This window comes from Sorangiineae bacterium MSr11954, from assembly GCA_037157815.1.
Taxonomy (GTDB): domain Bacteria; phylum Myxococcota_A; class Polyangia; order Polyangiales; family Polyangiaceae; genus Pendulispora; species Pendulispora albinea.
This window is the reverse complement of sequence record CP089984.1, coordinates 8,405,743-8,427,778: the sequence shown is the minus strand read 5'-3', so window position 1 is coordinate 8,427,778 and position 22,036 is coordinate 8,405,743. Positions and strand designations below refer to the sequence as shown.

Sequence of the window (22,036 nt, the reverse complement as noted above, 5' to 3'; positions counted from 1 at the left end):
TCACGCCGCTTTGCGCGCAGCCCGCGCCGGCGCTTTGGCCCGCTTGGGTCGCGCGGGCCCCCGCTTCTTGGCCGCATCGAGGCTCTTTTGAAGCATCGCCGCCAGGTCGACCAGCTTCCCTTTACCGGCTGCTTTCTGCGGCTTGGCGGCCGGCAGCTCCTTGCCCTCGGCGCGATCGCGGATGAGCGCCAGCACCTGCTCCCGGTACCGGTCATGGAACGTCTGCGGATCGAACGTGGCGGTCATCGTATCGATGAGCATCATGGCCGCCTTCATCTCGGCCGCCGGGAGCTTCCCCTTCGCCTCGGGAAAGTCGTACTCCGAGCGAGGAATCACCTCGGACGCCCAGTGCAAGAGCTCCAACATCAGCACACCGTCGCTCGGCTTGAGCGCGGCCAAATGCTCGCGCGTGCGGATGACCACCCGCGCGATCCCCACCCGCTCCGATTGCTGCAGCGCTTCGCAAAGGAGCGTGTACGCGTGGCGCCCGCGCGGCTCGGGCGCGAGGTAATACGGTGTATCGAAGAAGATGGGATCGATTTCGTTCAATCCGACGAACTCCACGATGTCGACCGACTGGGTCGCCTCCGCGGTGGCCTTTTTCAGCTCCGCCTCGGTGATGGGAATGAAGTTGTCGCGCTCGATTTCATAGGCGCGCACCAGCTCCTTCCACTCCACGTGCTCCTCGCAGACATTGCACACGCGCTCGTTGTGAATTCTCCCCATGTCCTTCTCGTGCAGGAGATGGAACCGAAGATCGTTCGCGCGTATGGCGCCGAAGAGCCGGACGGGAATGCTCACCAAACCAAAATTGATCGCCCCATTCCAAATTGCGCGCGCCATGGCCGTTTCCTGTCTCGATGGCTATTCGATGACTTCGATAGGGGTTATTTGTGCGGAGGGGGAGCGTGCACCACCTTGGGGTTCTCCACCGGCGGTTTGCGGATCTCCTGGTCCAAGTCGGGCTGAACATCGCGCTGGAAGGGCCGCAGCTGCACCACCTCGCCGCGCCGGGCGGACTTGGCGATGGCCTTCAGGATGCGGACATCGGCCAGCCCTTCTTGCCCCGATGCCTCCGGCTCGGTGTCGTCCAAGACGCATTTCGAGAAGGTGACGAGCTCCGGCGCGAACTGATCGCGCTCGGTGAAGAGCGTCTCCGTGGTGCGATCCCCGATCGTCAAATAGTGCTTTAGGTCGCCGCGATAGGTGTACGCGGGCTCCACGCGCAACACGCCCTCGCTGCCGACGATGCGGTACGAGTCCACGTCCGCAGAGCTCTGGCTGGCGGTGAAGGTGGCAAACTTATCGGCGGGGAAGCGCAACAACGCCGAGGTCGTGGCGTCGACCCCGCCGAGCTCCGGCTCCTGATGATCCGTTTGAAAGGCCACCACGTCGATCGGCTCCTCGCCGAACAGGTGGCGGGCGGCATTGATGCAATAAATGCCCATATCGAAGAGCGCGCCGCCGCCCAGATCGGGCCGCGTGCGGATGTCGCCCGGGCGGACGTCGTGCCCGAACACGGAGTCGAACGAGCGGAGCTTGCCCAGCTTGCCCGAGCGGGCGATTTCCATCGCGCGAAGGTTCGCCTCCTCGAAGTGCAGACGATAGGCGATCATGAGCTTCACGTTGGCCGCTTGGCAGGCGCGGATCATCGTTTCGCACTCCGACACCGACATGGCCATCGGCTTCTCGCATAGAACATGGACCCCGGCCTTCGCCGCCCGCTCCGTGAACTCGCAGTGCATCGTGTTGGGCAATGCGATGTACACGGCGTCGGCCCGCGCGCGCCGGAGCACGCTCTCGAACTCCTCGTAGGAGCCCCGGTGCTCGATGCGATAGTGCTCCCCCAGCTCCTCGAGCTTGTGCGGATCGGAGGATATCAGCGCGACCAGCTCGCTGTTCTCCTTCGCGTGCTCGAAGGCGGGTAAAACGGCCATCTGCGCGATGTTCCCAACCCCGACGACGGCATAACGGACCTTCTTCGTGGCCATGGCAGCTCTCTCTCTTCTCTCTCCCGGCGGGTTCCGTAATTGACGTAATAGTCGCAATAGAGGTGGTAGGCAGAGTCGGTGATTCAGGTGGCGCGCCCTCGCGGCGAGAAAGGCACCCGCGCGGTACCGCACGGGTGCACTCCCCCTTTTTGCATCCAACGCGTTCGTGGTGTCTCGCGCGTTCGATGTACGTTTCGCGTTCTGCGCGCGCGCCGCCTTCGCGGCCCGGCGAGGACGCCGTCACATGTCACATCACCACCGGCGCCTTGTTGAGGGCACTCTTCAAGCCGGCCAGATCGTTGTCCAGCTGGTTCTTGGTCGCGTCCCAGTTGTTGACGCTGGCCATGTCGAGCTGCCGGATGTTGTTGCGAAGCGCGTCGCGCTTGGCGCGAATGTCGGGCAGCGCAGCCTCGAGCTCGGCCTTGGTCTTACCGGAGGCCGTGTTCTGCTTGGACTCCAGCTTTTGGATTTTCTTGTCGGCGTCGTCGAGCTTGGACATCAAATCGGATCGGTAATCCTCACGTGTCTTGACGAAGCTGGCGTTGGCCTCGGCCACCTTCTGATCGACCTCTGCTTGCGCCGATGTGATCTTGGTGGTCGACTCTCTCTGGGCCTCAACCGTCTTCTTTTGGGCCTCGCGCTCGGCCGATGCGACCTTGTCTTGCTCGTCGCGCGCAGAGCGTTCGCAAGCGGGAAGGGCAAGCGCCGAAGCGATGAGGACCATGCTGATACGTGAAATGTTGAGCATGACGTGTCTCCTCCGTGAGAACTCCCCCCGCTGCCATGCCCAGCATCGTGCGTGCCATGGGGCGCATACCGCAGATAAACACGCGCGCGCGATCATGTGCATCGTGCAAGCGTGCGGAGGCAATACCGCCACATGTGATCGATGCGGCCTCCGGATGTCCAATGGAGTTTTCATGGAAACGAAGTTTGGCTCATCGCATCTCGTCTTCCGCCGGCGCGTCATCGCATCTCAACGCTTCTCATCGCGTCTTCGCTCCATCATCGATTCGTGTGCGCGGGCGCGAGGATCACACCCGAGGCAAAACTGTCCGGCTTCGCGTGACAAAGAAGGCTCGACCTCCTTTCGGCGAAAAATTGAGTGATATCCGTTTGTTACAGGACAGCCTTGAGGCGCTGCGCTCGATTTTGGTCCGAACGATGCACGGGGTGACGTCGTCTGGTTTCGGGGGGGCGCAGTTTCGGGAAGGAGACTCGCCTATGAAACATGCAGCGCAAAACCTTCGCCCTTTGGGGGTCGAGAGGTTTCAGTCGTCGGGGGATAACCGACCATGGAGAAGGGCGTGACCCATGAACTCCCTGCGCAATCTCCCCGTCTACCTTCACTACGAAGAAGACGGAACGGTCTCCGCACGGTGTCCCCTCATGCCGGCATTGCAGTGCCGATCCGCGACGCGCGCCTTGGCGCTGGGCACCATGCAGCAGCTTCTCCGTCGTAGTCCGGAGGTCGACGCGAGCCCCCTCGCGCAAAAATACGAGGTGGTGTTTCTCGCGGTTGCTCCTTCATCGGATTCGGGCGCCTCGCGCCGCCGTGGAAGGCGGCGGGCGGCGACCCTATAGACCTTTTCGACAGACCGACCCCTTCGTTCCCGCGTATACGTTCCGGAGGATACTTGTATGGTGCATGAAAAATCGCTTCTCGTCGTGGACGACGAGAGAAGTTTCGTCGATCTCGTCTCGCGCGTGCTCCGGCGCGAAGGCTACGGCGTCCTCCATGGGAAAGACGGGATCGACGCGTTTTCATCGCTGTTTCTGCATTCGCCCTCGCTGATGCTCATCGACTTGTGCTTGCCGTGCATCACGGGGTTGGAGGTCATCGAACAGGTCCGCGGTGATCAGAAGACCGCCGACGTTCCCATCGTGGCCATGAGCGGCGATCCCTCGCTCCTCGAACGGGCCATCGCCATGGGCGCCGACGCGATCCTCGCGAAGCCATTCAGCCACGAGGCGCTCAAATCGGTCGTGGCCCGCCACCTGGGCGAGGCGCGTACACAAGACCCGCCCATTGGGTGTGAGAGCCCATCATGATCGACGTCGTGCAACTTGTGAGCTCCCGGTCGGCGCGCGCGAGCCTCCTCTCCGGTGCCCTTGCGTCGGCCGCCTCGGTCGTGCTGGCGTGCGGGGGAGGCGACACCCCCGCGCCGCGGGCTCCCCGGTCGGAGATGCCCAGCGTCACCAACACTACCGGCGGCGAAGCGCCCCGTGGCTCGGTCGATGCTGCCAGCGGCCCCGGTACCGAAGCTTATCCGATGTATCGGCCAGGCACGTCGAGCATCCCCAATGCCGCGAAGAGCTCGAGCAGCGCCGGCGCCCATACCTCGGGGGGTGGATCCGAAACTGTTCGGGCCGGTGGTCTCAGCGATGACCAAATCGTGCAGGTCGCGCATGTGCTCCACACGGCCGAGGTCGACCAAGCGCGTTTGGCGCGAGAGCAAGGCAAGGACGAGCGGGTGAGGCGTTTTGCCACGACCATGATGAACGACCATATGGATGCCGATGGTCGAGGCTACGAGCTGGCCAAGAGAAGGCGGCTTGCGCCCGTGGAGAGCGCGACCAGCCAGGCGCTGAAGGACGACTCGGATAGGACCCTCGAGCAGCTGCAGCGCGCCGGCGCCAGCTTCGATCGGGTGTACATGGCCGAGGAGGTGCGCGCGCATCGTGCTGCGCTGGAGACGTTGGACAACCAGCTTCTGCCGGCCGCCAAGAACGAGGAGGTGAAATCGATGCTCCAATCGGTGCGCGCCAAGGTCGAAGTGCATATGAAGGTGGCGCAAGAGCTTCACGACACGCTCGGCAATGGAGCACGGCGGCGTGGTCCCGGTCGTTGATTCATGGCGCGTGCGGCCAAGGTCGCACGCGCAGCATGCTTCGTCTTCGCAGCCCGCGTTACGCGGCTTTTTTCCCGTGGTTGCCGCGTTTCGCGGGCGCCTTTTTCTTCGCGGGCGCCTTCTTGGTGGCCGACTTCTTGGCGGCTGGTCTCTTGGACGCCGACCTCTTGGCGGCCGTCTTTTTGGCAGCAGGTTTCTTTGCGGCTTTCTTTTTTGGCACTTTCGCGCCCTCGCGGCGCGCCTCCGAAAGGCCAATGGCGACGGCCTGTTTCTTATTCGTTACCTTTTTTCCGGACCTGCCCGAGCGCAAGGTGCCCTCTTTTCGTTCATGCATGGCTTTGCCGACTTTGTCGCTGGCGGCTTTCCCATATTTCCGAGAGCTCGATTTCTTCTTCGCGGCCATGAGGATCCCTTTCGATGTGCCCCGCCTATTCGATGCTTGCTCCAGTCGGGAGCAATCACCGGACCACATGACCGCGAAGAAGAGCCGTACAAGGGCGGGTGCTGCCGAGAAATCATGAACGGCCCAGGCAGCGGCCGTAGAAAGGTGGTGCAACGGTGTTCGAACGAATCGTTCTAGCGACGGATTTCGGAGAGTCTTCGCGCAAAGCGAGCGACGTGGCGTTGCGTTTGGCCAAGACCTCTCGGGCAACCATTTTTCTCGTCCACGCCTACGAAATTCCCATCACGTCCTTGGGCTACGCGCCGGGGGCCGGGATCCCCGCACCGGGGGTCGACGTGGAGGCGGTGCTAGGGCCCATCGAAACGGCCGCGCGCGACGAGCTCCGCGCCGAAGCGACCCGGCTGGGTGGCGCGAGCGTGGAGCCGATTTTGCGATCGGGCGCGCCGTGGGAAGAGGTGCTCACGGTGGCCAAGGAGAAGAACGCCGATTTGATCGTGGTGGGCTCCCATGGCCGGCGGGGGCTATCCCGAACCTTGCTCGGCAGCGTGGCCGAGAAGATCGCGCGCCTGGCGGAGATCCCCGTTTTGCTCGTGCGGGAAACACACGAAGCGGGCGAAAAGCACGAGACGGGCACGCGGCGCGAAACGAAATAAGTCCTCGGCGCCCGGGCGGCGATCACGGCATGATCTGGGGTGCTTGCTTATCGGCGTTGTCACCCCAGCATGTGCCGGTGCCATCGGCGCGAAGGGCGCACGTATGGCGATCCCCCGCGGCGATCTGTCGGAAGGTGCCGGAGGGCGGGGACGCTTGGCCCGCTCCATTGTCGCCCCAGCAGGTGATGCGACCGTCCATGGCCAAGGCGCAGCCGTGGGCACTGCCGGCGACCACTTGTTGGAAGGTGCCGGCGGGGGCGGCCAACCGATCATTTCCGGGATCGCCCCAGCACCTCAAGGTGCCGTCGGTTCGCACGCCGCAGGTGTGATCGGTGCCCGCGCTGATTTGGAGAAATGAATCGGACGGTGGCGTTGCGCGACCGGAGTCGTTGTTGCCCCAGCACTCGACGGCGCCGGTAGGACGAAGGCCGCAGGTGTGCCGGGCGCCGGCCGTGAGCTGCGCGAAGATGCCGCCCTTGGGTTCGGCCTGTTGGTAATAATTCGAGCCCCAGCAGACCGCCGTCCCCGTCCGCGGGCCTTCCGCCAGGATGCTGCACGAGTGGTAAAGACCGCTGGCGGCGAGTTGGGCCGTCGTCCCCGGCGGTGGGGTCGATTGCCCTTGTCCATCGGAGCCCCAGCACGACGCGAGGCCGTCCGTTCGCGCGCCGCAGATGTGCAATCCAGAGGACGATATTTGCTTGAAGGTCGTATTGGGGATTCGCTGTTGCCCCGCCGCCGAATCGCCCCAGCAAAGGACATAGCCATCGGGCTTGATGCGGCACGTTTGCTTGGTGCCCGCCGTGAGAATCTCATTGGCCACGCACGCGCTGCCGACACGATGGGTGCCCTCCGCGCAGGTGCCCCCGTCGTGGCCGGGATCGCCGCCATCGCGGGGAGGGTCGACATTCCCATCGCCCGATCCACCTTTGCCGTCGGGCGTGGAGCCATCTCCCGGGTTGCTCGAGGTGCTGGTGTCGGCCTGCAAGTTGCCGCCATCGCCTGGATCCAGCGGGCGATCGGCGTCGACGCCGAGGAGCAAGCCGCACCCGGGGACCCATGCGGCGGTGGCGGCGAGGGTGCTCACCCAAAAGATCGAAACGCGCTTGCGCATGCTCAGAACTCCGCCGTCATGCGCAAGCCAAGCCCGTGTCCCGTCTGCGTGGTCACCGTGACCCGCTTGTCGAACGGGCGGGCCACGAGAAAATACGTGCCCACCCCAATTCCGGCGAGCGCCGCGCCAAAGCCAAGGGTGCTCAGCACGGTAGCGTCTTTGTACGAAGACTGGGCGTCGTAGCCCTCGCGATCGCACATGGCGTTGCAGTGCGAGTCGATGGTGCTCTTCTCCGACAGGGCCCGAAGCCCGAAAATCGTTCCAACCGCGATCCCCGCGCCGCCCACGCCCAATGCGATCCACCCCAAGGTTCGACTGGGGCCTGCTTGCGCCTCGGCCGTGCGCACGGGCGTGCCGCTCGCACGGTTCTCGGCGCGCAAATCGATTGATGCGGATGCGGACGCGGACGGTGGCACCGGCTTGGGTTCTCGGGTCGCCGCCTCAGAAGAAGAGGAAGAAAAAGAAGAGGAAGAAGACACGGCCGGCGCCGCGGCACGCGCGGGCGTATCGGAGGGCTGCAACAAGAGCTCCTTCGTCTCGCCCGGCGACAAGGTGATGGTATACGTCGCGTCGCTCATTCCTGCGGTTCGCGCGATCACCACGTGCTCCCCCGGATCGACGCGCAGCGGTTGCCCCAGCGCCGCGGGATCGAGCTCGACCCCATCCCGGAGCACCGTGGTTTTATCGGCTTGGCCGCGCCCGGAGGACGTGGAAGAAGATGACATCGCGATACGGATGGCGAGTCGCGGCATGCGGCTTTCGGCGGCGGTGGCACGCTGTTTGGCGTAGGTGATCCTGGAATCGCCCGCACGAAAGTGGAGCGCCGCCAGTCGAAAGTGTTGCGAGGCGAGGCCCAGGCGGCCCAAATGTTCTTCGCAGTCGGCGAGGTTGAGAAGGGTACCGGGGGCCGGCTCGAGCTGCTGGCTTTGCTCGAACTTCTCGCACGCGGTTTTGTAGTCGCCGGCCTGCACCGCCTGCTTGGCCGCGCGAAAAAGAGCTTCGGCCGTGCGGTCATCGGCACGAGCCGCCGTGGTCCCCGTGATCGCCGCGAGCCCTATTGACGAAATGAGCGCGATTCGTGCGGCGGACATTCGAAAGATACGCATCATACTCGCCTGCCGTCATACCTCGTAGAACGTTGATGCCAAACATCATGAGGAAACTTGGCGCTCATGGCTCCGTATACGCCAGGAGAGACGATTCTCCCCCCTGAACGACACGCGATGAGCGCGCCGTCACGAGAAAAAGAACGCGCGTACAGCAGTAGACGCTGATTCGCCTTTGAGCCATTCTCCGCCCCGATGCCGCCGGATTCCCCGCCTCCGACCCCGATTGCCGCGCCAAGCTTCGCGGCGGGGGACGTTGTCGCCGACCGCTACCGGCTCGAGCGGATCGTGGGGGAAGGGGGGATGGGCATCGTGTGGGCCGCCACCCACCTGACGACCGGGCGAGCCGTGGCCATCAAGGTCCTCAAACGCAATGGCCCCGACGATGCTGCACGCCTTTTGCGCGAGGCCCGGGTGGCGGCGTCGCTCCAACATCGAAACATCATTCAAGTATTCGATCTCTGGCAGCTGCCGAACACCGGTGTCCTGCTCATGGTCATGGACCTCCTTCGCGGCGAATCGCTCGCCGAGCGCTTGGAGCGCGAGACGTCGCTCGGCCTCGGGGCGACGGCGGAGATCCTTTATTCGGTGGCCGCCGCCTTGAAGAGCGCCCACACGCAAGGGTTCGTGCACCGCGATCTCAAGCCGGACAACATCTTTCTCGCGCAAGAGAACGATGGGCTCACGGTGGTCAAGGTCCTCGATTTTGGCCTGGCCCGCGCGACCGATACGGCTGCCCATGTCAACATCACGAACACGGGCGCGGTCGTCGGAACACCGCACTACATGGCGCCCGAGCAGGTCTTCGGGGAGAAGCACCTCGATCGCAGCGTGGATATCTGGGCGCTGGGCGTGGTGATGGTGGAGTGCCTTTCGGGGAAGGTGCTCTTCGACGGGGACAACTTCGGACAAGTCTTTCGGAAGATCGCCGTCGACGAGCGCCCGCCGCTGGATATTTTGCTTCGCGACGTTCCGCCCGCGATCGTCTCGTTGGCCTCGCGCATGCTCTCGAACGATCGCGCAAAGCGCCCCACGGACGACGAGGTGCTGGTCGAGCTGCGCCGGCATTCGTCGCACGCCGCCGTCGGGTCGGGGCAAACTTCGCGCAGGTCCGAGGCGCCCCTGGATCCCCCGCTCCTGCCGATGGAAACGGTGGCCGCGCGCTCGTTCTCGCCCGAGCCCTCGTTTTCGCCCGCACCGCTTCCAACGGTGCAGCATGCCAACTTGGCCGCGTCCATGGATGGGGGGAAGAGCACGCGCGGCGGAAAGTGGGTCGCGCTGGTGGCGGGGCTGGTGACCGTCTCCGTTCTCCTGGGCTCGACGTGGTGGCTTCGTTCCTGGCTCACGCACGGGCGCGCGGCGTCGGCCGATCCCGCGGCGTCCGTCGCGGCGGGCGCCGTCTCGACCTTCGACGCCACGGCGTCGGCGCCGCGCGAGCCGTTGGCGCGGGGCGAGCTCTCGTCCCCGAGCGCCGCGCCGCCCGCGATCGCACCGACGCCGAGCGCCGATGCGGCGCGCGAGACGGCGACCCTCGAGGCCGACGCCGGGGCGCCGCTGCGCCCTTTGCGGTCGCCAAGTGGCTCCGCGCCGGGCGCAGCAAGCGGTTCGGGCAGTCCGAGCAATCCGGGCAATTCGAGCCATTCGAGTCACGCGGGCTCGAAAGCCAAGGACCCGCTCGATAACCGCTTTTGATGGCGCGCTACGGGTCGGCTAGAGGCTGCAAAGATAGGTCTGTTGCGCCTGGCACTGCGTGCATGCGCCGTTTTGGCATGTCTCGCAGTTCCAGGTATTGGCGCGCGAAATATCGTACGAGACCTTGCCGGTGCAGCGGAAATGAGCGCCCGTCTCCCGATGAACGCCGGTGATCTCGGCCATGTTTCCCAAGTGGGAGATCATGGTGATATCGGCGTTGTAAGGGCCATTGGGGTTCAAGGGTTGTTGCATCTTCGCGGCCATGGTGCACGTCGACGTATCGTTCGCGTCCACGCAAACCCACGGCATGCCGCCCCCGGTCGGCGTCGCGCACGTGAACGGATCGATGTTCAAGCTCACGGTGCTACCGATGTAGCTGCAGGGCTGATCCCACGGCACACAGCAGGTGTTCTGGAAGTTCCCCTCGGCGCACCCCTTGGTCGCCTCGGGCGTCCAGAAGGCGCCGTGCCACCGCGTTCCATCGGGGCAGAATGCGGTCTCGTTCGAGGTCCACTCTTCGCACGTGCCCTGCGCGCCTTTGCACTCCGCCGAGTCCTCGCAGAAGCCGGCGTGCGCGACGGGGCTCTTCAAGCAATGCTCGGCGTAGCACTTGTTGAGCGCATTGAGGTTGTTCACCGTGCACTGGGGATCGAGATCGCGCGGACAGTCTTCGCAGCTCGTATCGCGCTTCCACTGGCACGTTCCGTTCTCGCACACCGCGCTCCCTGGCGTGTGCCCGCAAACGCCGGTGGTCGTGCACCCTTTGTCCTTGAAGGCCTTCAAGAGCGCGTCGAGCTTCTTTCGATCCTTCTTTTTGGCGGCCACGATCTCACAGAGGTTCACGTAGTCCAGATCGGGGATGTACTCGCAGCTGGGGAGCCCATCGCCGCAGCTTCGATGTTTGGCCACCCACTTCTTCATGGCGGATTCGATCCCGGCACATGTTTTTGGCACATGGCAGGCCGCCCCCAGCTCTCCATCATCCGATTCGACATCGAGGAGCATTTCGTTCATCGCCTCCTCCGTGGTGCTCTCCGTACCATCCGCACCATCCGCGGCACATGCCACGGCACCAAACACCGACATGACCGCGGTGAGAACGACAGCCTTTCCAACATCCAAACCATTGCGAATTCGGACACGACGCGTCGACATGACGACCTCCAATTGGGGATGAGTGAACCGCGCGGAGCCCGGGCCCAATGCACTCAGCGCGCCCCATGCGCCGCGCCCATTTGGCGCAATCTTCGTTGGCCCGCGGCCGACCTACGGACACGCCATGGCACACCCTCGGATCGCACGATCCGTGGGAGCTCGCCCTGCACGCGCCGCCCGCCCGCGACACCCTCGCGACGGTCGTGCAAAAATCCGGGTACGGAGCGCGCTCGTCCCCGCGAACGCCAAGCAGGTTCAGCACGGAAGTGTTCGGAAATACGAGCCGATTATGAAGAAATGTTGCGCAATACTGCACCGGGGGCCGGCATGGTAGACCTTGGGCACTCATGCTGGCGTTGTTTCCCTGGCTCTCGGCGGCGGCCGCCATCACCGTCGTCATCCTCGCGGCCATCTTGCGCGGTCGCCTCTACGCGACCTTTGCGGGCGTGCTCCTCACCGTTCAAACGCTCATCGCGTGCGCCCTCGCGCCCTCGATCGCGCGTTCGTTCGAGCCCGCGCTGCCCATCTACGTCTATCTGCAGGCGGCCGTGTATCTTCATTTCGCGTTCCTGGTGCGGCCGCGCATGCGCGCCGTTTGGTTTCGCGCGCTGGTGAGCCTCCCGGCGTCGTTCTTCGCCGCCGGAACCCTGCTGGCGATGCCTTGGGCCATCGTCGCGGCCTTCGGCGGCACCCCGTATGGGTTCTTCGTTCCTTACGCCATCGCGGCCTTTGGCTTGGTGCAGAGCCTCGCGCAGCGCTTCGAAGAGATCGACGTCAGCCTGGATGAAGCCTCCGCGCCATCGCTCGCGCGCCGCTCGCTAGGCGGCGCCCGCGTCGATCGCCCGCTGCGGATCGTGCAGATCACGGATCCGCACCTCGGCCCGTTTATGTCCGAGTCGCGGCTCCATCGCATCGCCCTCCGCGCGGTGGCGGCCAAGCCCGATCTCGTGCTCCTCACGGGCGACTTCCTCACCATGGAATCGCACCACGCGCGCGAGGCGCTGGCGAGCGCCCTCTCTCCGCTGGCCGCGCTGCCCGGGCGGGTCTTCGCGTGCCGCGGCAATCACGATCTCGAGGCGCCGCACACCGTCGCCGGCGCCCTGTCCGATATTGGCGCGACGCTCCTCGTCGACGAGGCGGCGGTGGTCGATACCCCGGCCGGCCCCGTGCAAATCCTGGGGCTCGACTTCCACTTTCGGGATCGCGCCCGGCAAACCCGAGGCGTATGCGAAGCCCACCCGCGCATCCCCGGCCACCTGCGCCTGGTGCTGCTCCACGATCCCGGCGCCTTCCGTCATGTCCCCGACGGCGACGCCGATCTCGTGCTATCGGGGCACACCCACGGCGGCCAACTCGGCCTCTTGACCCTGGGCCTCCCCCACACCTTCGTCAGCGCCTTTACGAAGATCCCCGACCACGGCTTTTGGGCGCTCGGCCGAAACCGCCTCTACGTCCACCGTGGCACGGGGCACTACGGCTTTCCGCTGCGCGTGGGCGTGCCCAGCGAGGAGAGCTTGCTGCGCGTTCACGCTTCGCTTCGGTGAATCAGCCCCAGAGGCCTCGCTCCTGGAGGTGATCGAAGATGAGCTGGTCCACCGGCGATACGCGCGGGCGATCGGCGTAGGTGAGCCAAGCGATTTCCTCGATCTCGTGGCTGGGCGCCAGGGTTCCCCGGTAGTCGGCCGTGTAGCAGGTCATACGCACCAAGGTCCCATCGGTGTGTCCATGCGCCGCGGCCTCGAAGGAGCCGAAGAGCACGGCCGTCTCGCGCACGATGGCGACCGAGAGCTCCTCGTCGATCTCGCGCACCAAGGTATCGTGATCGCTCTCGCCCGCCTCCCGCTTGCCGCCAGGCAAATAGTACCGATCCTTGCCGCGCGAGCGGGTGCCCAAGATGCGCCCCGACTCGAGCCGGATCCATGCAATTTTGTCGATGATACGCGCCATGGGGAGACCGTAGCCGATCCACTCGCCGCGCAGCGATGCATAAACGCAATGAATGCGTGCAACCATGCGGATTGCAATGCATCTGCGCAGGCGCCATTCTCCGGGTGCTGCGACCTTCCGTTTCGAAGGTGCAGCGAGGTGGAGGCTTCGATGAGTGTCCAGATGGTCCGTTCGTTGACGATGGTATCGCTTCTTGGTTGCGCCCTGATGGCAGGCGTGTTTTTCGCGTTCTCCACCTTCGTCATGGCGGGGCTCGGCAGCGTGCAGCCGGCGCGTGGGATCGCGGCCATGCAGGGCATCAACCAGCAGGCGCCCACCGCGTGGTTCATGACGGCGCTGTTTGGAACGGCCCTCCTCTGCACGATCTTGGGTGTTCGTTCCGGGCTGCACCTGGGCGAGGCCGGCGCCGTCTACCGGGTCGCGGGCTGCGCCATGTACTTGGTCGCCATCGTGCTGACGATCGTGTACCACGTGCCGCGCAACGGCGCGCTGGCGGCGCTCGATCCTGCGAGCGCCGAGGCGGCGACGTATTGGCAATATTACCTCACGAACTGGACGGCGTGGAACCACCTGCGCACGATCGCCTCGTTCGGCGCGGCGATCCTGCTCACCTTGGGGCTGAACAAATAGAGCGGCGCGACGGGCCTTACTTCAATTGGCAGATATCGAGCACGTTCATATCGGTGTAGTCGAGATTCTCTCCGCCCATGGCCCAGATGAACGCGTAATTGGACGTCCCCGAGCCCATGTGGATCGACCAGGGCGGGGAGATCACGGCTTGTTCATTGGCCACCACGATGTGGCGCTGGGCATCGGGCTCGCCCATGAAGTGGTAAACGCGCGCGTCGCTCTTCAGCCCGAAATAGAAATAGACCTCCGAGCGGCGGTCGTGCAGGTGCGGCGGCATGGTGTTCCATACGCTGCCCGGCTTGAGGATGGTGAGCCCCAACAAGAGCTGCGCGGAGCGGCATACGCCGGGGACGATGTATTGATGAATGGTCCGCTCGTTGGATGTCGCCAGCGCCCCCCGCTCCAGCGGCGCCGACTCGCGCAGCCCGAGCTTTTGCGTCTCGAAGCGCGCGTGGGCCGGCGTGGACACCAAATAGAAGCGCGCGGGGTTCGTGGGGTCGAGGCTCTCGAAGAGCACCTTGGTCGTGCCCATCGGAACATAAAGGCCGTCTTTGGGTGCCAGATCGTGGGCGAGCCCGTCGACGGTGACCCGTCCGGGGCCTTCGGCCACATTGATGAGCCCCAGCTCGCGCCGCTTCAAGAAGGGGTGGCCCGCGGCCGATGCCGGCTCGGTTTGGTCCGGTAGCTCGATGGCCTTGGTCACCGGGGCCGCGCCGCCGATGACGATGCGCTCGTTGTGCGAGTAGTTCAAACGAACGGCGTCGGGCGCGAAGAGATCGCCGACCAGATACCGGTTGCGCAGTTGATCGGCGGTGGCGCCCGCCATCATGTCGGGATGGGTCGCTTGGTAGGTTTTTTCGAACACGGTGCGTTGCAGGCCACCCGCGGCCCTGCTCCTTCCTTCTTCGTTAGGTAACCGGTGTCATGGCCGAAGGCAAGCGCAAGGAGCTCGCCGCGCGCCCGCCGTGCCGCGCGCCCGGGTCCGCACCGCCCGAATCGCCGGCGGCTACTCGGCGGGCGCAGGGCCCGACGATTCGCGCACGACCAAGGTCGGCAGGATCGCCTGCGAATCGTAGCGGATGCCGTGGGCGTCGCCCGTGCTGCGTATGAGCTGATCGGCGGCGATGCGGCCGATCTCGCGGGTGGGCGTGTGGATCGTGGTGAGGGGCGGCCATACGCGCTCGGCGATTTGAAAATCGTCGTAGCCGACCACGGACAGATCGTGCGGGATGGAGACGCCCGCTTGGCGCGCGGCCACGAGCACGCCGGCGGCCATTTCGTCGTTGCCGGCGAAGATGGCGGTGGGGCGAGGGGAGCGGGCGAGCAGGACCTTTGCGCACTCGATCCCGCTCTCGAAGGTGTAGGCGCCCTCGAGCACGTTCTTGCTGGTGAGCTTCACGCCTTGGGCGGCCAGCGCTTCGGAGAAGCCGCGGCGGCGCTCGTGTGCGGAGCGGAAGGTCATCAGGCCCGAGATGTGGGCGATGCGGCGGTGACCGAGGGCGAGGAGGTGACGTGCGGCCGCGGCGGCGCCCACGTGATCGTTGGTCACGACCATGACGTCGGGCTCGTCGAGGGCCACCGATGCGATGCGGATGTATGCGCAGTCGTTCTCGCGCAGGATGGGCGGCAGCCGATCGTCCTCCGAGACGGAGGGCGGCAGCACCACGCCGAACAGCTTTTGCCGCTCCACGAAGTTGCGCACGTCGGTCACGAAGTCGGGGCTCGCCCGGTTGCACGGGTGCACCACCAGCTCGTAGTCCGAGTCGCGCATGCCATCGAGCAGGCCCTGTTGCATGTTCACGACGTACTGCGGCGTCGGGTTGTCGTAGATCATGCCGATCAGGAACGCGCGCCGGAACGCCAGGCCGCGCGCCGTGGGATCGGGGACGAAGCCCGTCTCCTCGATGACGGCGTTGATGCGCTCGCGCGTGTCCTCGCGCACCAGCGGGGAGCGATTGATGACGCGCGAAACGGTCTTCTTCGACACGCGGGCCAGCCGGGCGATGTCGTTGATCGTCGGTCGGCGCGCGCGTTCGCTCACCCGCTGCGCTCCGTGGTCCTCCGTGGGCTCCGTCCATCCGGCTGGACTTCGCCCGGCCCGGCTCGCGCCCCGGACAACGTCCTGCGTCATTTTCGATCGGTTCTTCGCCATGGCGTGCGTCGTTCGCGCACTCGTTGTACCCGATTTCACACCCCCGCAAATGACTCCATTGAAAATGACACCGGTTTCCCCTAAGCCCAATGCGTGACCTCGTCGCCCCTTTCCTCCGCCGCCGTGACCCAAGTCGCCCGTCACTTCGTCGAGGCGCGCAGGGCCATGCGCGCGTTGCCGGAGTTTCCGGGGCCGGTTCCAAGCGATTTGGCCACCGGCTACGCCACCCAGGAAATCGCCATTTCGCTTTGGTCCGATGATGTCGTGGGGTGGAAGATCGGTCGTGTGCCCCCGCAGTACGAGGCCGTGCTCGGGGCACCGCGCATCGCCGGGCCCATCTTTCGTCGGAAGCTCTGGACCGTGCCCGAAGGCGAGCGCAACGAGGCCATCGCGTTTCCGGTTTTCGTCGGAGGTTTCGCCGCGGTCGAGGCGGAATACGTGGTGCGCGTGGCACACGATGCCCCACCGGGGAAGACCGATTGGACGCTCGATGAGGCCCGGGCCATGACCGCCGCGCTTCACATCGGGGTGGAGCCCGCGGGCAGTCCGCTCGCCACCATCAACGCGCTCGGTCCGACGGTGGTGGTCTCGGACTTCGGCAACAACAACGGCTTGATCCTCGGCCCCGAGATCCGCGATTGGCGGAGCACGCCTTGGCAGGAGCTCCCGTGCGAGACCTGGATCGAGGGCTCGCGGGTGGGCACGGGCACCGCCGCCTCCGTGCCCGGCGGGCCGATCGAGGCCCTGCGATTCTTGCTCGAGCACCTGGCACATCGAAACCGTCCGCTCAAGGCGGGCGATCTGGTCACCACCGGCGCGGCCACCGGCATTCACGATATCGAAGCGGGGCAGTCCGCGGTGCTCCGCTTTGGGCGGTGCGGCGAGCTGCGATGCAAAGCGGTGGCGGCGAAGAGCTCCGAGCTTTAAGGCTTGGTCGGCGAGCGACTGCGCTCGGCCTTGTCGAGCTTGGCCTCCAGCTCCTTCACGTGTTTGGCGTCCAAGGTCACGCGCATCTCGCCGAGCGCACGGCGCGCCTCTTTGACGTTCATGGTGAGCTTGTCGAACTCGATGCAAATGAGGCACATGCTCCGAGTGTAGCCCCGAGCCTGGGATCGTGCTTGCCCGGTGGCCCGCGCGGTGGAAGATCCTCGCTATGACCCCGCCTCACGCCGAAATGCCCGCCACCGTGCTCCTCTTGGGCGATCCCCAGCTGCGCCGCGTCTCCGAGCCCGTCCTCGACGTCCACGATCCGGACTTCCTCGCCAAGGGTCAGCGCCTTCGCCGCGCGCTCGATGCCTTCCGCAACGAGCACGGGTTCGGCCGCGCCATCGCCGCGCCGCAGATTGGCATTGCGCAGCGCTTCATCGCCGTGCACCTCCCGAGCTATGTCGGGTTGCTCATCAACCCCGCGATCACCTGGCGAAGCGCGGAGACCTTTACGATGTGGGACGACTGTATGAGCTTCCCCTCGCTGTTCGTTCGCGTCCGCCGCCACGATGCCATTTCGGTCTCGTTCTTGGACGAATCCGGCCAGCCTTGCATGTGGTCCAAGCTCGATCGCGCCACCTCGGAGCTGCTTCAGCACGAGATTGACCACCTCGATGGCATTCTTTCTTTCGATCGCATCGACAGCGATGCCAGCGCTGGCGCTGGTGGGGTCGGCCGCGATGCGATTGTGTTGCGTGACGTTTTCGAGAAAGATCCCGCTTATTTCCGGAAGCAAGTCCATTACGTGATCGGCGACGGCGCCTGATCGGAAGCGTTGGAGCACGCGGCGCGGGGGAACGCGCATTTTGCAGAGCACCTTGTGTGGGCCTGGGCTATTGAGGGACCATCTTGGCGAAGCGATCGTTCCCGACGGCGATGCTCGGAGCACTCGTGCTCGGGCTCCTCGGAGTGGAAGGACGTGCGTCCGCCGGGGAGCCGTCACGGGTCAAGCTCGTGTATGCGCGCGGTGCCGGGGCCGAGAAGTGCCCGGACGAGGAGACGCTTCGCAACGGTGTCTCCGGCCGGCTCGGGCGCGATCCGTTCGACGACCACGCGGAGAGGACGGTCATCGCACGCGTTTCGCGCGCCCGTCGCACCCTGCGGACCCGCATCGAGGTGCGGGATGCCTCGGGCGAGCTCGCGGGCGAGCGCGAATTGTCCTCGCAGGGAAAAGATTGCGCGGAGCTCGCGGCCGCCACCGAGCTGGCCATCGCGATCGCCATCGATCCGCTGGGCGCCATGGAGCCCAAGCCGCCCCGGCCCATCGTCATCAAAGAGGAGCCGCCGCCCGCGCCGCCGCCGCCCCCGCCGCGGGTCGAGGTGCTCGTAGCCGCCCCCGCGCCGCCGCCGCCTCCTCCTCCGCGGCTGCACCTGTCGATCTATGCCAACGGTGGCGCGATCGTGGCGTTTGGCGCCGAGCCCGATCTGTCCCAAGGTGGCAGGGTGCTGGTGGGGGTGCGGCACGACGCCGTCTCCATCGGTGTGGATGCGCGCATGGACGCGGCGGCGAGCCAAGCTGTGGGGCCGGGTAGCATCCGCGCATCGCTCGTGCTCGGATCCGTCGTGCCGTGCGTGCACCACCGGGTGTTCGCCGGGTGCGCCATTTTGGGGGTGGGCGCGTTGCGATCCGAGGGGCGCTCCTTCGAGGAGAGCCGGACGTCCAGCACGCCGGTCTTCGTGACCGGGGGCCGCGTGGCGCTGGAGATCCCATTGCACGGGGTGCTTTCCTTGAATTTTCATGGCGATGTCCTGGTCCCGCTTTCGCAAACGGTGGCCCAGGTGAACCAGTCCGAGGTGTGGCGCAGCCCGTCGGTCTCCGGTGCCGTCGGATTCGGACTGGGGGTGCACATTCCGTGACGGATTCACCCTCGTCATCCCGATACCCAGATGACATGCAGGCTTCGCCCGCGAGCGCCATGGGGTGGGGCCCCTCCTTTCGATCCATTTACGATGCAGAGCTCAACTATGTATGGCAAAGCCTCCGCCGGCTGGGGGTGCGCCCTTCGGATCTCGAGGACGTCGCGCACGATGTCTTCGTTACGGTTCACCGCAAGCTGAGTGACTACGATCCTTTTCGCCCGCTTCGTCCGTGGCTCTTCGGTATAGCTTTTCGCATAGCATCCGATTACCGCCGAACATCGCGCTTCCAGCGCGAGGTCTTCGACGGGGAACCCGAGCGAGAAGACCCTTCTCCCTCGGTCGACGCCCAACTGGAGACGATGGAGGCCCACAGGCTCGTCATGGCAGCGCTCGACACGATCAACCTGGACCAGCGTGCGGTCTTCATCTTGCACGAGCTGGACGGGCAGACCGCCCCCGAGGTGGCCACGGCGCTCGGCGTTCCGCTGAACACCGTCTATTCGCGCTTGCGGCTGGCGCGTAAGGCATTCGCGTCCGCCGTCGCGCATTTGCAAGGCGCGCAAGGGGCGCAGGCTCGGTCATGAGCGACGATCTCGAGCCGCTCGCGCCCTCGTTGCGGGCGCTTCTCGATGCGGGGGCGGAAGGGCCCCCGGCGCCGGAGCGAGTCCGGGAGCGCTTGCTGCACCGGGTCGAGACCACGGTGGGCGTCGCGCCCGAGCGCGCGCCTGCGTCGGTGATCCCCATCGCGCCTGCGGCCGGGCGGGGAGGGCGCCCCGCGCGGGAAGGGGACGACGCAACATGGGGAGCGCCCGACTCGGACTATGTGGCCTCGGCCGTCGGCTACACGCCGCGCACCCCTGGCCGGCTTCTGCCGATGCTCGCCGGGGTCTTCGTTCTCGGCGCGGCCGCGGGGGCCGCGTTGGTCTATGGCGTGCTGCGCTCCGAGCGCAGCGCGTCGCCGGTCGCCCACACCGTGACCGCGCCGGAGGAGGCGCCGACTCCCGCGACGGAGACCGCTCCGCGCCGCCCGACACAGTCTCACGATCCGGCGCACGATCCATCTCTCGATCCGGCGCACGATCCGGTCACCGCGCCGGCCCCGGCGCACGTCGGGCCGGCGGAGAGCGCGGATCCCGAGCCTCACGGCGCCCCGCCGGCGTTTCCCTCGGCCGCCCGCGATGGCGCGCTCGCCGCCGAGCGCGCGCTGGTGGAGACGGCGCGCGCGGCTCTGGCGCGGGCCGATGCGAACGCCGCGCTCACCACGTTGCAGCGGCACGCGCGTCAGTTTCCAAACGGCGTCTTGGCGGAGGAGCGCGAGGCGCTCGCCGTTCAAGCGCTCGCCAAGACGGGCGACGCCGCCGCGGCCAAGTCGCGCGGCGAGCGCTTCCTCCAGCGTTTTCCGCGCAGCCTCTTCGTTCCCATCGTCGAAGACGCGATGCAAGGCGATTGAAGCATCGCGCGCCGTGTGACGGAAGCACGGCGCCGAACCCAATTGTGATTGGGAGCTACACAACGGTATGGCCGAGTCGAGAAGAGCCCATCGGGGCGCCCTTCGTGGGTTGCCCTCCTCCACCGAACGCTTGAAGTCCGGCATCGAGCCGTGTGCGCCCAGCGGACCGCGGATCACAGGGCGCGCGCTGCAGCCCGCGCCGGAGCCTGCACCCGCGCCGGGGCCTGCACCCGCCCATCCACCCGCGCCGAGCTCCCCCCGCGCCCGTTGGATCCGCCTGGGCCTCGCCTTCATCGGCGGGGCGATGGGCGGCATTTTGGGCGGCGGCGCCATGGCGGTCTCCCTCGTGATCCTGCGCTCGGGCGCTCCTCTTTGGATCGACGTGCTGGCCACCATGGGCACCGTGACGGCTGCCTTCGCCGTGCTGGGTTTGGTGCTCTGGCGCGTTCACATCCTGTTGAAGCGCACGTTCCCCCGGACCCGTTGAAAATCAGCGCACTTGGAAAAGTGCTATAGAGTGGCGGCCGAATGCGCTTTGCATCCTGGTTGACCCTCGTGACCGCCGTGCCGGCGGTCGCTCTCGCGATCCTCGGCGGATGCGAGGTGGTGGCGGATCTCGGGCGCTATGGCTCGTCCCCGCTCCCCGATCGCCCCGATCCGCCCGATGCATGCAACGCGTGCGGCTCGCGCTGCTGCGCCCAGGGCTCGACCTGTCTCGGCACCGAGGGCGCCGGCACGTGCAGCGACGACATCGTGGAGGTGTCGGCGGGCACCGAGAGCTCCTGCGCCGTCCTCGCGGACGGCAGCTTGTGGTGCTGGGGCGGCAATCAGTTCGGCACCCTCGGGGTGGAGCCCGAAGGCGACAGCTCGTGCGTCAATGGCGGTGTCTCGGTGGCCTGCCGTCCCAAGCCCGTTCGCGTCCCGGGGTTGTCCGACGTGGCGCATGTCTCCGCGGGCGAGTACTTCGTCTGCGCGATCAAGCGCGATAGCTCCGTGTGGTGCTGGGGCAAGAACGCCAAGGGGGTGCTCGGGCACGAGGCCGGCACCTCGGGCGACCGTCCTTGCCCCGTGAGCCTCGAGCCCGACGCCGGCTCCGAGCCGTGCAACCCCACGCCGCAACGGGTGGCCGATCTTCGCGCGCTCGAGGTCAGCTCCGGCGCCCTCCACGTCTGCGCGCTCCAACTCGACGGCGCGGTGGCGTGCTGGGGGACCAACAAGGAGTGGGAGCTGGGCGAGCCGAGCGCCGCCGTCTCCGAGCGCGCCACCCCGCGGGTGATCCCGTCCATCCCGCCGAGCGTGCACGTGGCCACGGGCCAGTCGTGGCACTCGTGCGCCATCGCGGCCGACGGCGGCGCCGTGTGGTGCTGGGGCAACGCCAGCCACGGGGAGCTCGGCCACCCGCAGGAGCTCGACAAAGACTGCAAGGAGGGCTGCTTGCCGATGCCCGTGTCCACGGCGGCCATCGGCGAAGACGGGGGCGCGATGTACCAGCCCTTCGAGGGCGCGACCGAGGTGCGCGCGGGCTTTCTCTTCTCGTGCGCGCGCCACCGAAGCGGCCAGGTGTTCTGCTGGGGCGACGAGTCCATCGGCACCGTGGGCGGCCCCACGGATGGCGGCATCCAGCGCGCCCCCGTGGCCATCGCCGGCCTCTCCAACGCGCAAACGATCGATGCACGGTTTCAGCACGCCTGCGCCCTGCTCGAGGACGGATCCGTTCGGTGCTGGGGCGATAACACCTTGGGCTCGCTCGGGATCGGAAACATCGCCGGCGAGCGGTGCATGCCCGAGAACTCCGGCACCCGGCAGACATGCCAGCGCGTTCCGCAGGCCGTGCTCTCGAATGGCGCCATGGCCGGCATCACCACCGGCGTTGCCAGCACGTTCGCGTGGAGCGACGATCGTCGAAGCATCTGGGGCTGGGGCAGCAACGATCCCGCGCGCCTCGGTCACACGCCGAGGACCCAGGACGATCTCACCAACTGCAACGACCAGCTCCGCAGCCTCTGCAACCCGTTCCCGCGCCGCGTGATCCCGTTCCCGTAGCCCA

Annotated in this window: 25 protein-coding genes; 15 read left to right on the top strand and 10 right to left on the bottom strand. The window is 66.3% G+C overall.

The window, feature by feature from the left end; all coding sequences use genetic code 11:
* The 3 genes from LZC94_32665 to LZC94_32655 all read right to left on the bottom strand — a co-directional run bounded on the left by LZC94_32665 (position 1) and on the right by LZC94_32655 (position 2,739).
* Positions 1-843 (bottom strand): Ku protein, encoded by an 843-nt coding sequence (locus LZC94_32665; protein ID WXB12589.1) that lies wholly within the window; start codon positions 841-843, stop codon positions 1-3.
* 44 nt (positions 844-887) lie between these two features.
* Entirely contained in the window at positions 888-1,991 is a 1,104-nt protein-coding gene (locus tag LZC94_32660) for a Gfo/Idh/MocA family oxidoreductase (protein ID WXB12588.1), read from the bottom strand.
* A gap of 247 nt (positions 1,992-2,238) precedes the next feature.
* Positions 2,239-2,739: a hypothetical protein gene (locus LZC94_32655; protein WXB12587.1), complete on the bottom strand. Its 501-nt coding sequence runs from the start codon at positions 2,737-2,739 to the stop codon at positions 2,239-2,241.
* Between the two features lie 566 nt (positions 2,740-3,305).
* Between LZC94_32655 and LZC94_32650 the strand changes: the two genes are divergently transcribed.
* Genes LZC94_32650 through LZC94_32630 form a run of 5 tightly spaced genes read left to right on the top strand, consistent with a single transcriptional unit; the run spans position 3,306 to position 5,899 of the window.
* The gene (locus LZC94_32650) at positions 3,306-3,575 is read left to right on the top strand and encodes a hypothetical protein (protein WXB12586.1); all 270 of its coding nucleotides are present in this window, start codon (positions 3,306-3,308) and stop codon (positions 3,573-3,575) included.
* Positions 3,576-3,632: 57 nt separating this feature from the next.
* Positions 3,633-4,043, top strand: a complete 411-nt coding sequence (locus LZC94_32645; GenBank protein ID WXB12585.1) for a response regulator — start codon at positions 3,633-3,635, stop codon at positions 4,041-4,043.
* Positions 4,040-4,843: a DUF4142 domain-containing protein gene (locus tag LZC94_32640; protein WXB12584.1), complete on the top strand. Its 804-nt coding sequence runs from the start codon at positions 4,040-4,042 to the stop codon at positions 4,841-4,843. Before LZC94_32645 ends, LZC94_32640 begins: the two co-directional genes overlap by 4 nt.
* Before the next feature lie 35 nt (positions 4,844-4,878).
* Positions 4,879-5,364 carry a hypothetical protein gene (locus tag LZC94_32635; protein WXB12583.1) on the top strand — a complete coding sequence of 162 codons (486 nt, stop codon included), beginning with the start codon at positions 4,879-4,881 and terminating at the stop codon, positions 5,362-5,364.
* Between the two features lie 37 nt (positions 5,365-5,401).
* Positions 5,402-5,899 carry a universal stress protein gene (locus tag LZC94_32630; GenBank protein WXB12582.1) on the top strand — a complete coding sequence of 166 codons (498 nt, stop codon included), beginning with the start codon at positions 5,402-5,404 and terminating at the stop codon, positions 5,897-5,899.
* A gap of 22 nt (positions 5,900-5,921) precedes the next feature.
* Here LZC94_32630 and LZC94_32625 read toward each other — a convergent pair whose 3' ends face one another.
* Both LZC94_32625 and LZC94_32620 read right to left on the bottom strand, forming a co-directional pair.
* Complete coding sequence (locus LZC94_32625; protein WXB12581.1) at positions 5,922-7,010, bottom strand: hypothetical protein; 1,089 nt, start codon at positions 7,008-7,010, stop codon at positions 5,922-5,924.
* A gap of 2 nt (positions 7,011-7,012) precedes the next feature.
* Positions 7,013-8,101, bottom strand: coding sequence for a hypothetical protein (locus LZC94_32620; protein WXB12580.1), 1,089 nt, complete (start codon positions 8,099-8,101; stop codon positions 7,013-7,015).
* Positions 8,102-8,311: 210 nt separating this feature from the next.
* Here LZC94_32620 and LZC94_32615 point away from each other — a divergent pair, with 210 nt between their 5' ends.
* Positions 8,312-9,808 carry a serine/threonine protein kinase gene (locus LZC94_32615; GenBank protein WXB12579.1) on the top strand — a complete coding sequence of 499 codons (1,497 nt, stop codon included), beginning with the start codon at positions 8,312-8,314 and terminating at the stop codon, positions 9,806-9,808.
* An 18-nt stretch (positions 9,809-9,826) separates the two neighbouring features.
* Here LZC94_32615 and LZC94_32610 read toward each other — a convergent pair whose 3' ends face one another.
* Positions 9,827-10,963 (bottom strand): hypothetical protein, encoded by a 1,137-nt coding sequence (locus tag LZC94_32610; GenBank protein ID WXB12578.1) that lies wholly within the window; start codon positions 10,961-10,963, stop codon positions 9,827-9,829.
* Positions 10,964-11,310: 347 nt separating this feature from the next.
* On the opposite strand from LZC94_32610, the gene LZC94_32605 reads away from it, so the two are divergent.
* Positions 11,311-12,507 carry a metallophosphoesterase gene (locus LZC94_32605; GenBank protein WXB12577.1) on the top strand — a complete coding sequence of 399 codons (1,197 nt, stop codon included), beginning with the start codon at positions 11,311-11,313 and terminating at the stop codon, positions 12,505-12,507.
* Position 12,508: 1 nt separating this feature from the next.
* Here the strand turns inward: LZC94_32605 and LZC94_32600 are convergent, their stop codons facing one another.
* Positions 12,509-12,910, bottom strand: coding sequence for an NUDIX domain-containing protein (locus LZC94_32600; GenBank protein WXB12576.1), 402 nt, complete (start codon positions 12,908-12,910; stop codon positions 12,509-12,511).
* A gap of 207 nt (positions 12,911-13,117) precedes the next feature.
* On the opposite strand from LZC94_32600, the gene LZC94_32595 reads away from it, so the two are divergent.
* The gene (locus LZC94_32595) at positions 13,118-13,540 is read left to right on the top strand and encodes a DUF1772 domain-containing protein (GenBank protein WXB12575.1); all 423 of its coding nucleotides are present in this window, start codon (positions 13,118-13,120) and stop codon (positions 13,538-13,540) included.
* A gap of 16 nt (positions 13,541-13,556) precedes the next feature.
* On the opposite strand, the gene kduI is transcribed toward LZC94_32595, so the two are convergent.
* Positions 13,557-14,405: a 5-dehydro-4-deoxy-D-glucuronate isomerase gene (gene kduI, locus LZC94_32590; GenBank protein ID WXB12574.1), complete on the bottom strand. Its 849-nt coding sequence runs from the start codon at positions 14,403-14,405 to the stop codon at positions 13,557-13,559.
* Between the two features lie 141 nt (positions 14,406-14,546).
* Entirely contained in the window at positions 14,547-15,671 is a 1,125-nt protein-coding gene (locus LZC94_32585) for a LacI family DNA-binding transcriptional regulator (GenBank protein ID WXB12573.1), read from the bottom strand.
* Positions 15,672-15,785: 114 nt separating this feature from the next.
* Between LZC94_32585 and LZC94_32580 the strand changes: the two genes are divergently transcribed.
* Positions 15,786-16,619, top strand: a complete 834-nt coding sequence (locus LZC94_32580) for a hypothetical protein (protein ID WXB12572.1) — start codon at positions 15,786-15,788, stop codon at positions 16,617-16,619.
* On the opposite strand, the gene LZC94_32575 is transcribed toward LZC94_32580, so the two are convergent.
* The gene (locus LZC94_32575; GenBank protein ID WXB12571.1) at positions 16,616-16,777 is read right to left on the bottom strand and encodes a hypothetical protein; all 162 of its coding nucleotides are present in this window, start codon (positions 16,775-16,777) and stop codon (positions 16,616-16,618) included. The two genes, LZC94_32580 and LZC94_32575, sit on opposite strands and share 4 nt — an antisense overlap.
* A gap of 68 nt (positions 16,778-16,845) precedes the next feature.
* On the opposite strand from LZC94_32575, the gene LZC94_32570 reads away from it, so the two are divergent.
* The 6 genes from LZC94_32570 (at position 16,846) to LZC94_32545 (ending at position 22,032) form a co-directional block, all read left to right on the top strand.
* Positions 16,846-17,445 (top strand): peptide deformylase, encoded by a 600-nt coding sequence (locus LZC94_32570; protein WXB12570.1) that lies wholly within the window; start codon positions 16,846-16,848, stop codon positions 17,443-17,445.
* Positions 17,446-17,528: 83 nt separating this feature from the next.
* Positions 17,529-18,536 (top strand): hypothetical protein, encoded by a 1,008-nt coding sequence (locus LZC94_32565; GenBank protein ID WXB12569.1) that lies wholly within the window; start codon positions 17,529-17,531, stop codon positions 18,534-18,536.
* Between the two features lie 35 nt (positions 18,537-18,571).
* Positions 18,572-19,123 (top strand): sigma-70 family RNA polymerase sigma factor, encoded by a 552-nt coding sequence (locus LZC94_32560; GenBank protein WXB12568.1) that lies wholly within the window; start codon positions 18,572-18,574, stop codon positions 19,121-19,123.
* The gene (locus LZC94_32555) at positions 19,120-19,989 is read left to right on the top strand and encodes a hypothetical protein (protein WXB12567.1); all 870 of its coding nucleotides are present in this window, start codon (positions 19,120-19,122) and stop codon (positions 19,987-19,989) included. Before LZC94_32560 ends, LZC94_32555 begins: the two co-directional genes overlap by 4 nt.
* A gap of 67 nt (positions 19,990-20,056) precedes the next feature.
* The gene (locus LZC94_32550; protein ID WXB12566.1) at positions 20,057-20,476 is read left to right on the top strand and encodes a hypothetical protein; all 420 of its coding nucleotides are present in this window, start codon (positions 20,057-20,059) and stop codon (positions 20,474-20,476) included.
* A gap of 41 nt (positions 20,477-20,517) precedes the next feature.
* Positions 20,518-22,032 carry a hypothetical protein gene (locus LZC94_32545; GenBank protein WXB12565.1) on the top strand — a complete coding sequence of 505 codons (1,515 nt, stop codon included), beginning with the start codon at positions 20,518-20,520 and terminating at the stop codon, positions 22,030-22,032.
* Positions 22,033-22,036 lie beyond the last annotated feature (4 nt).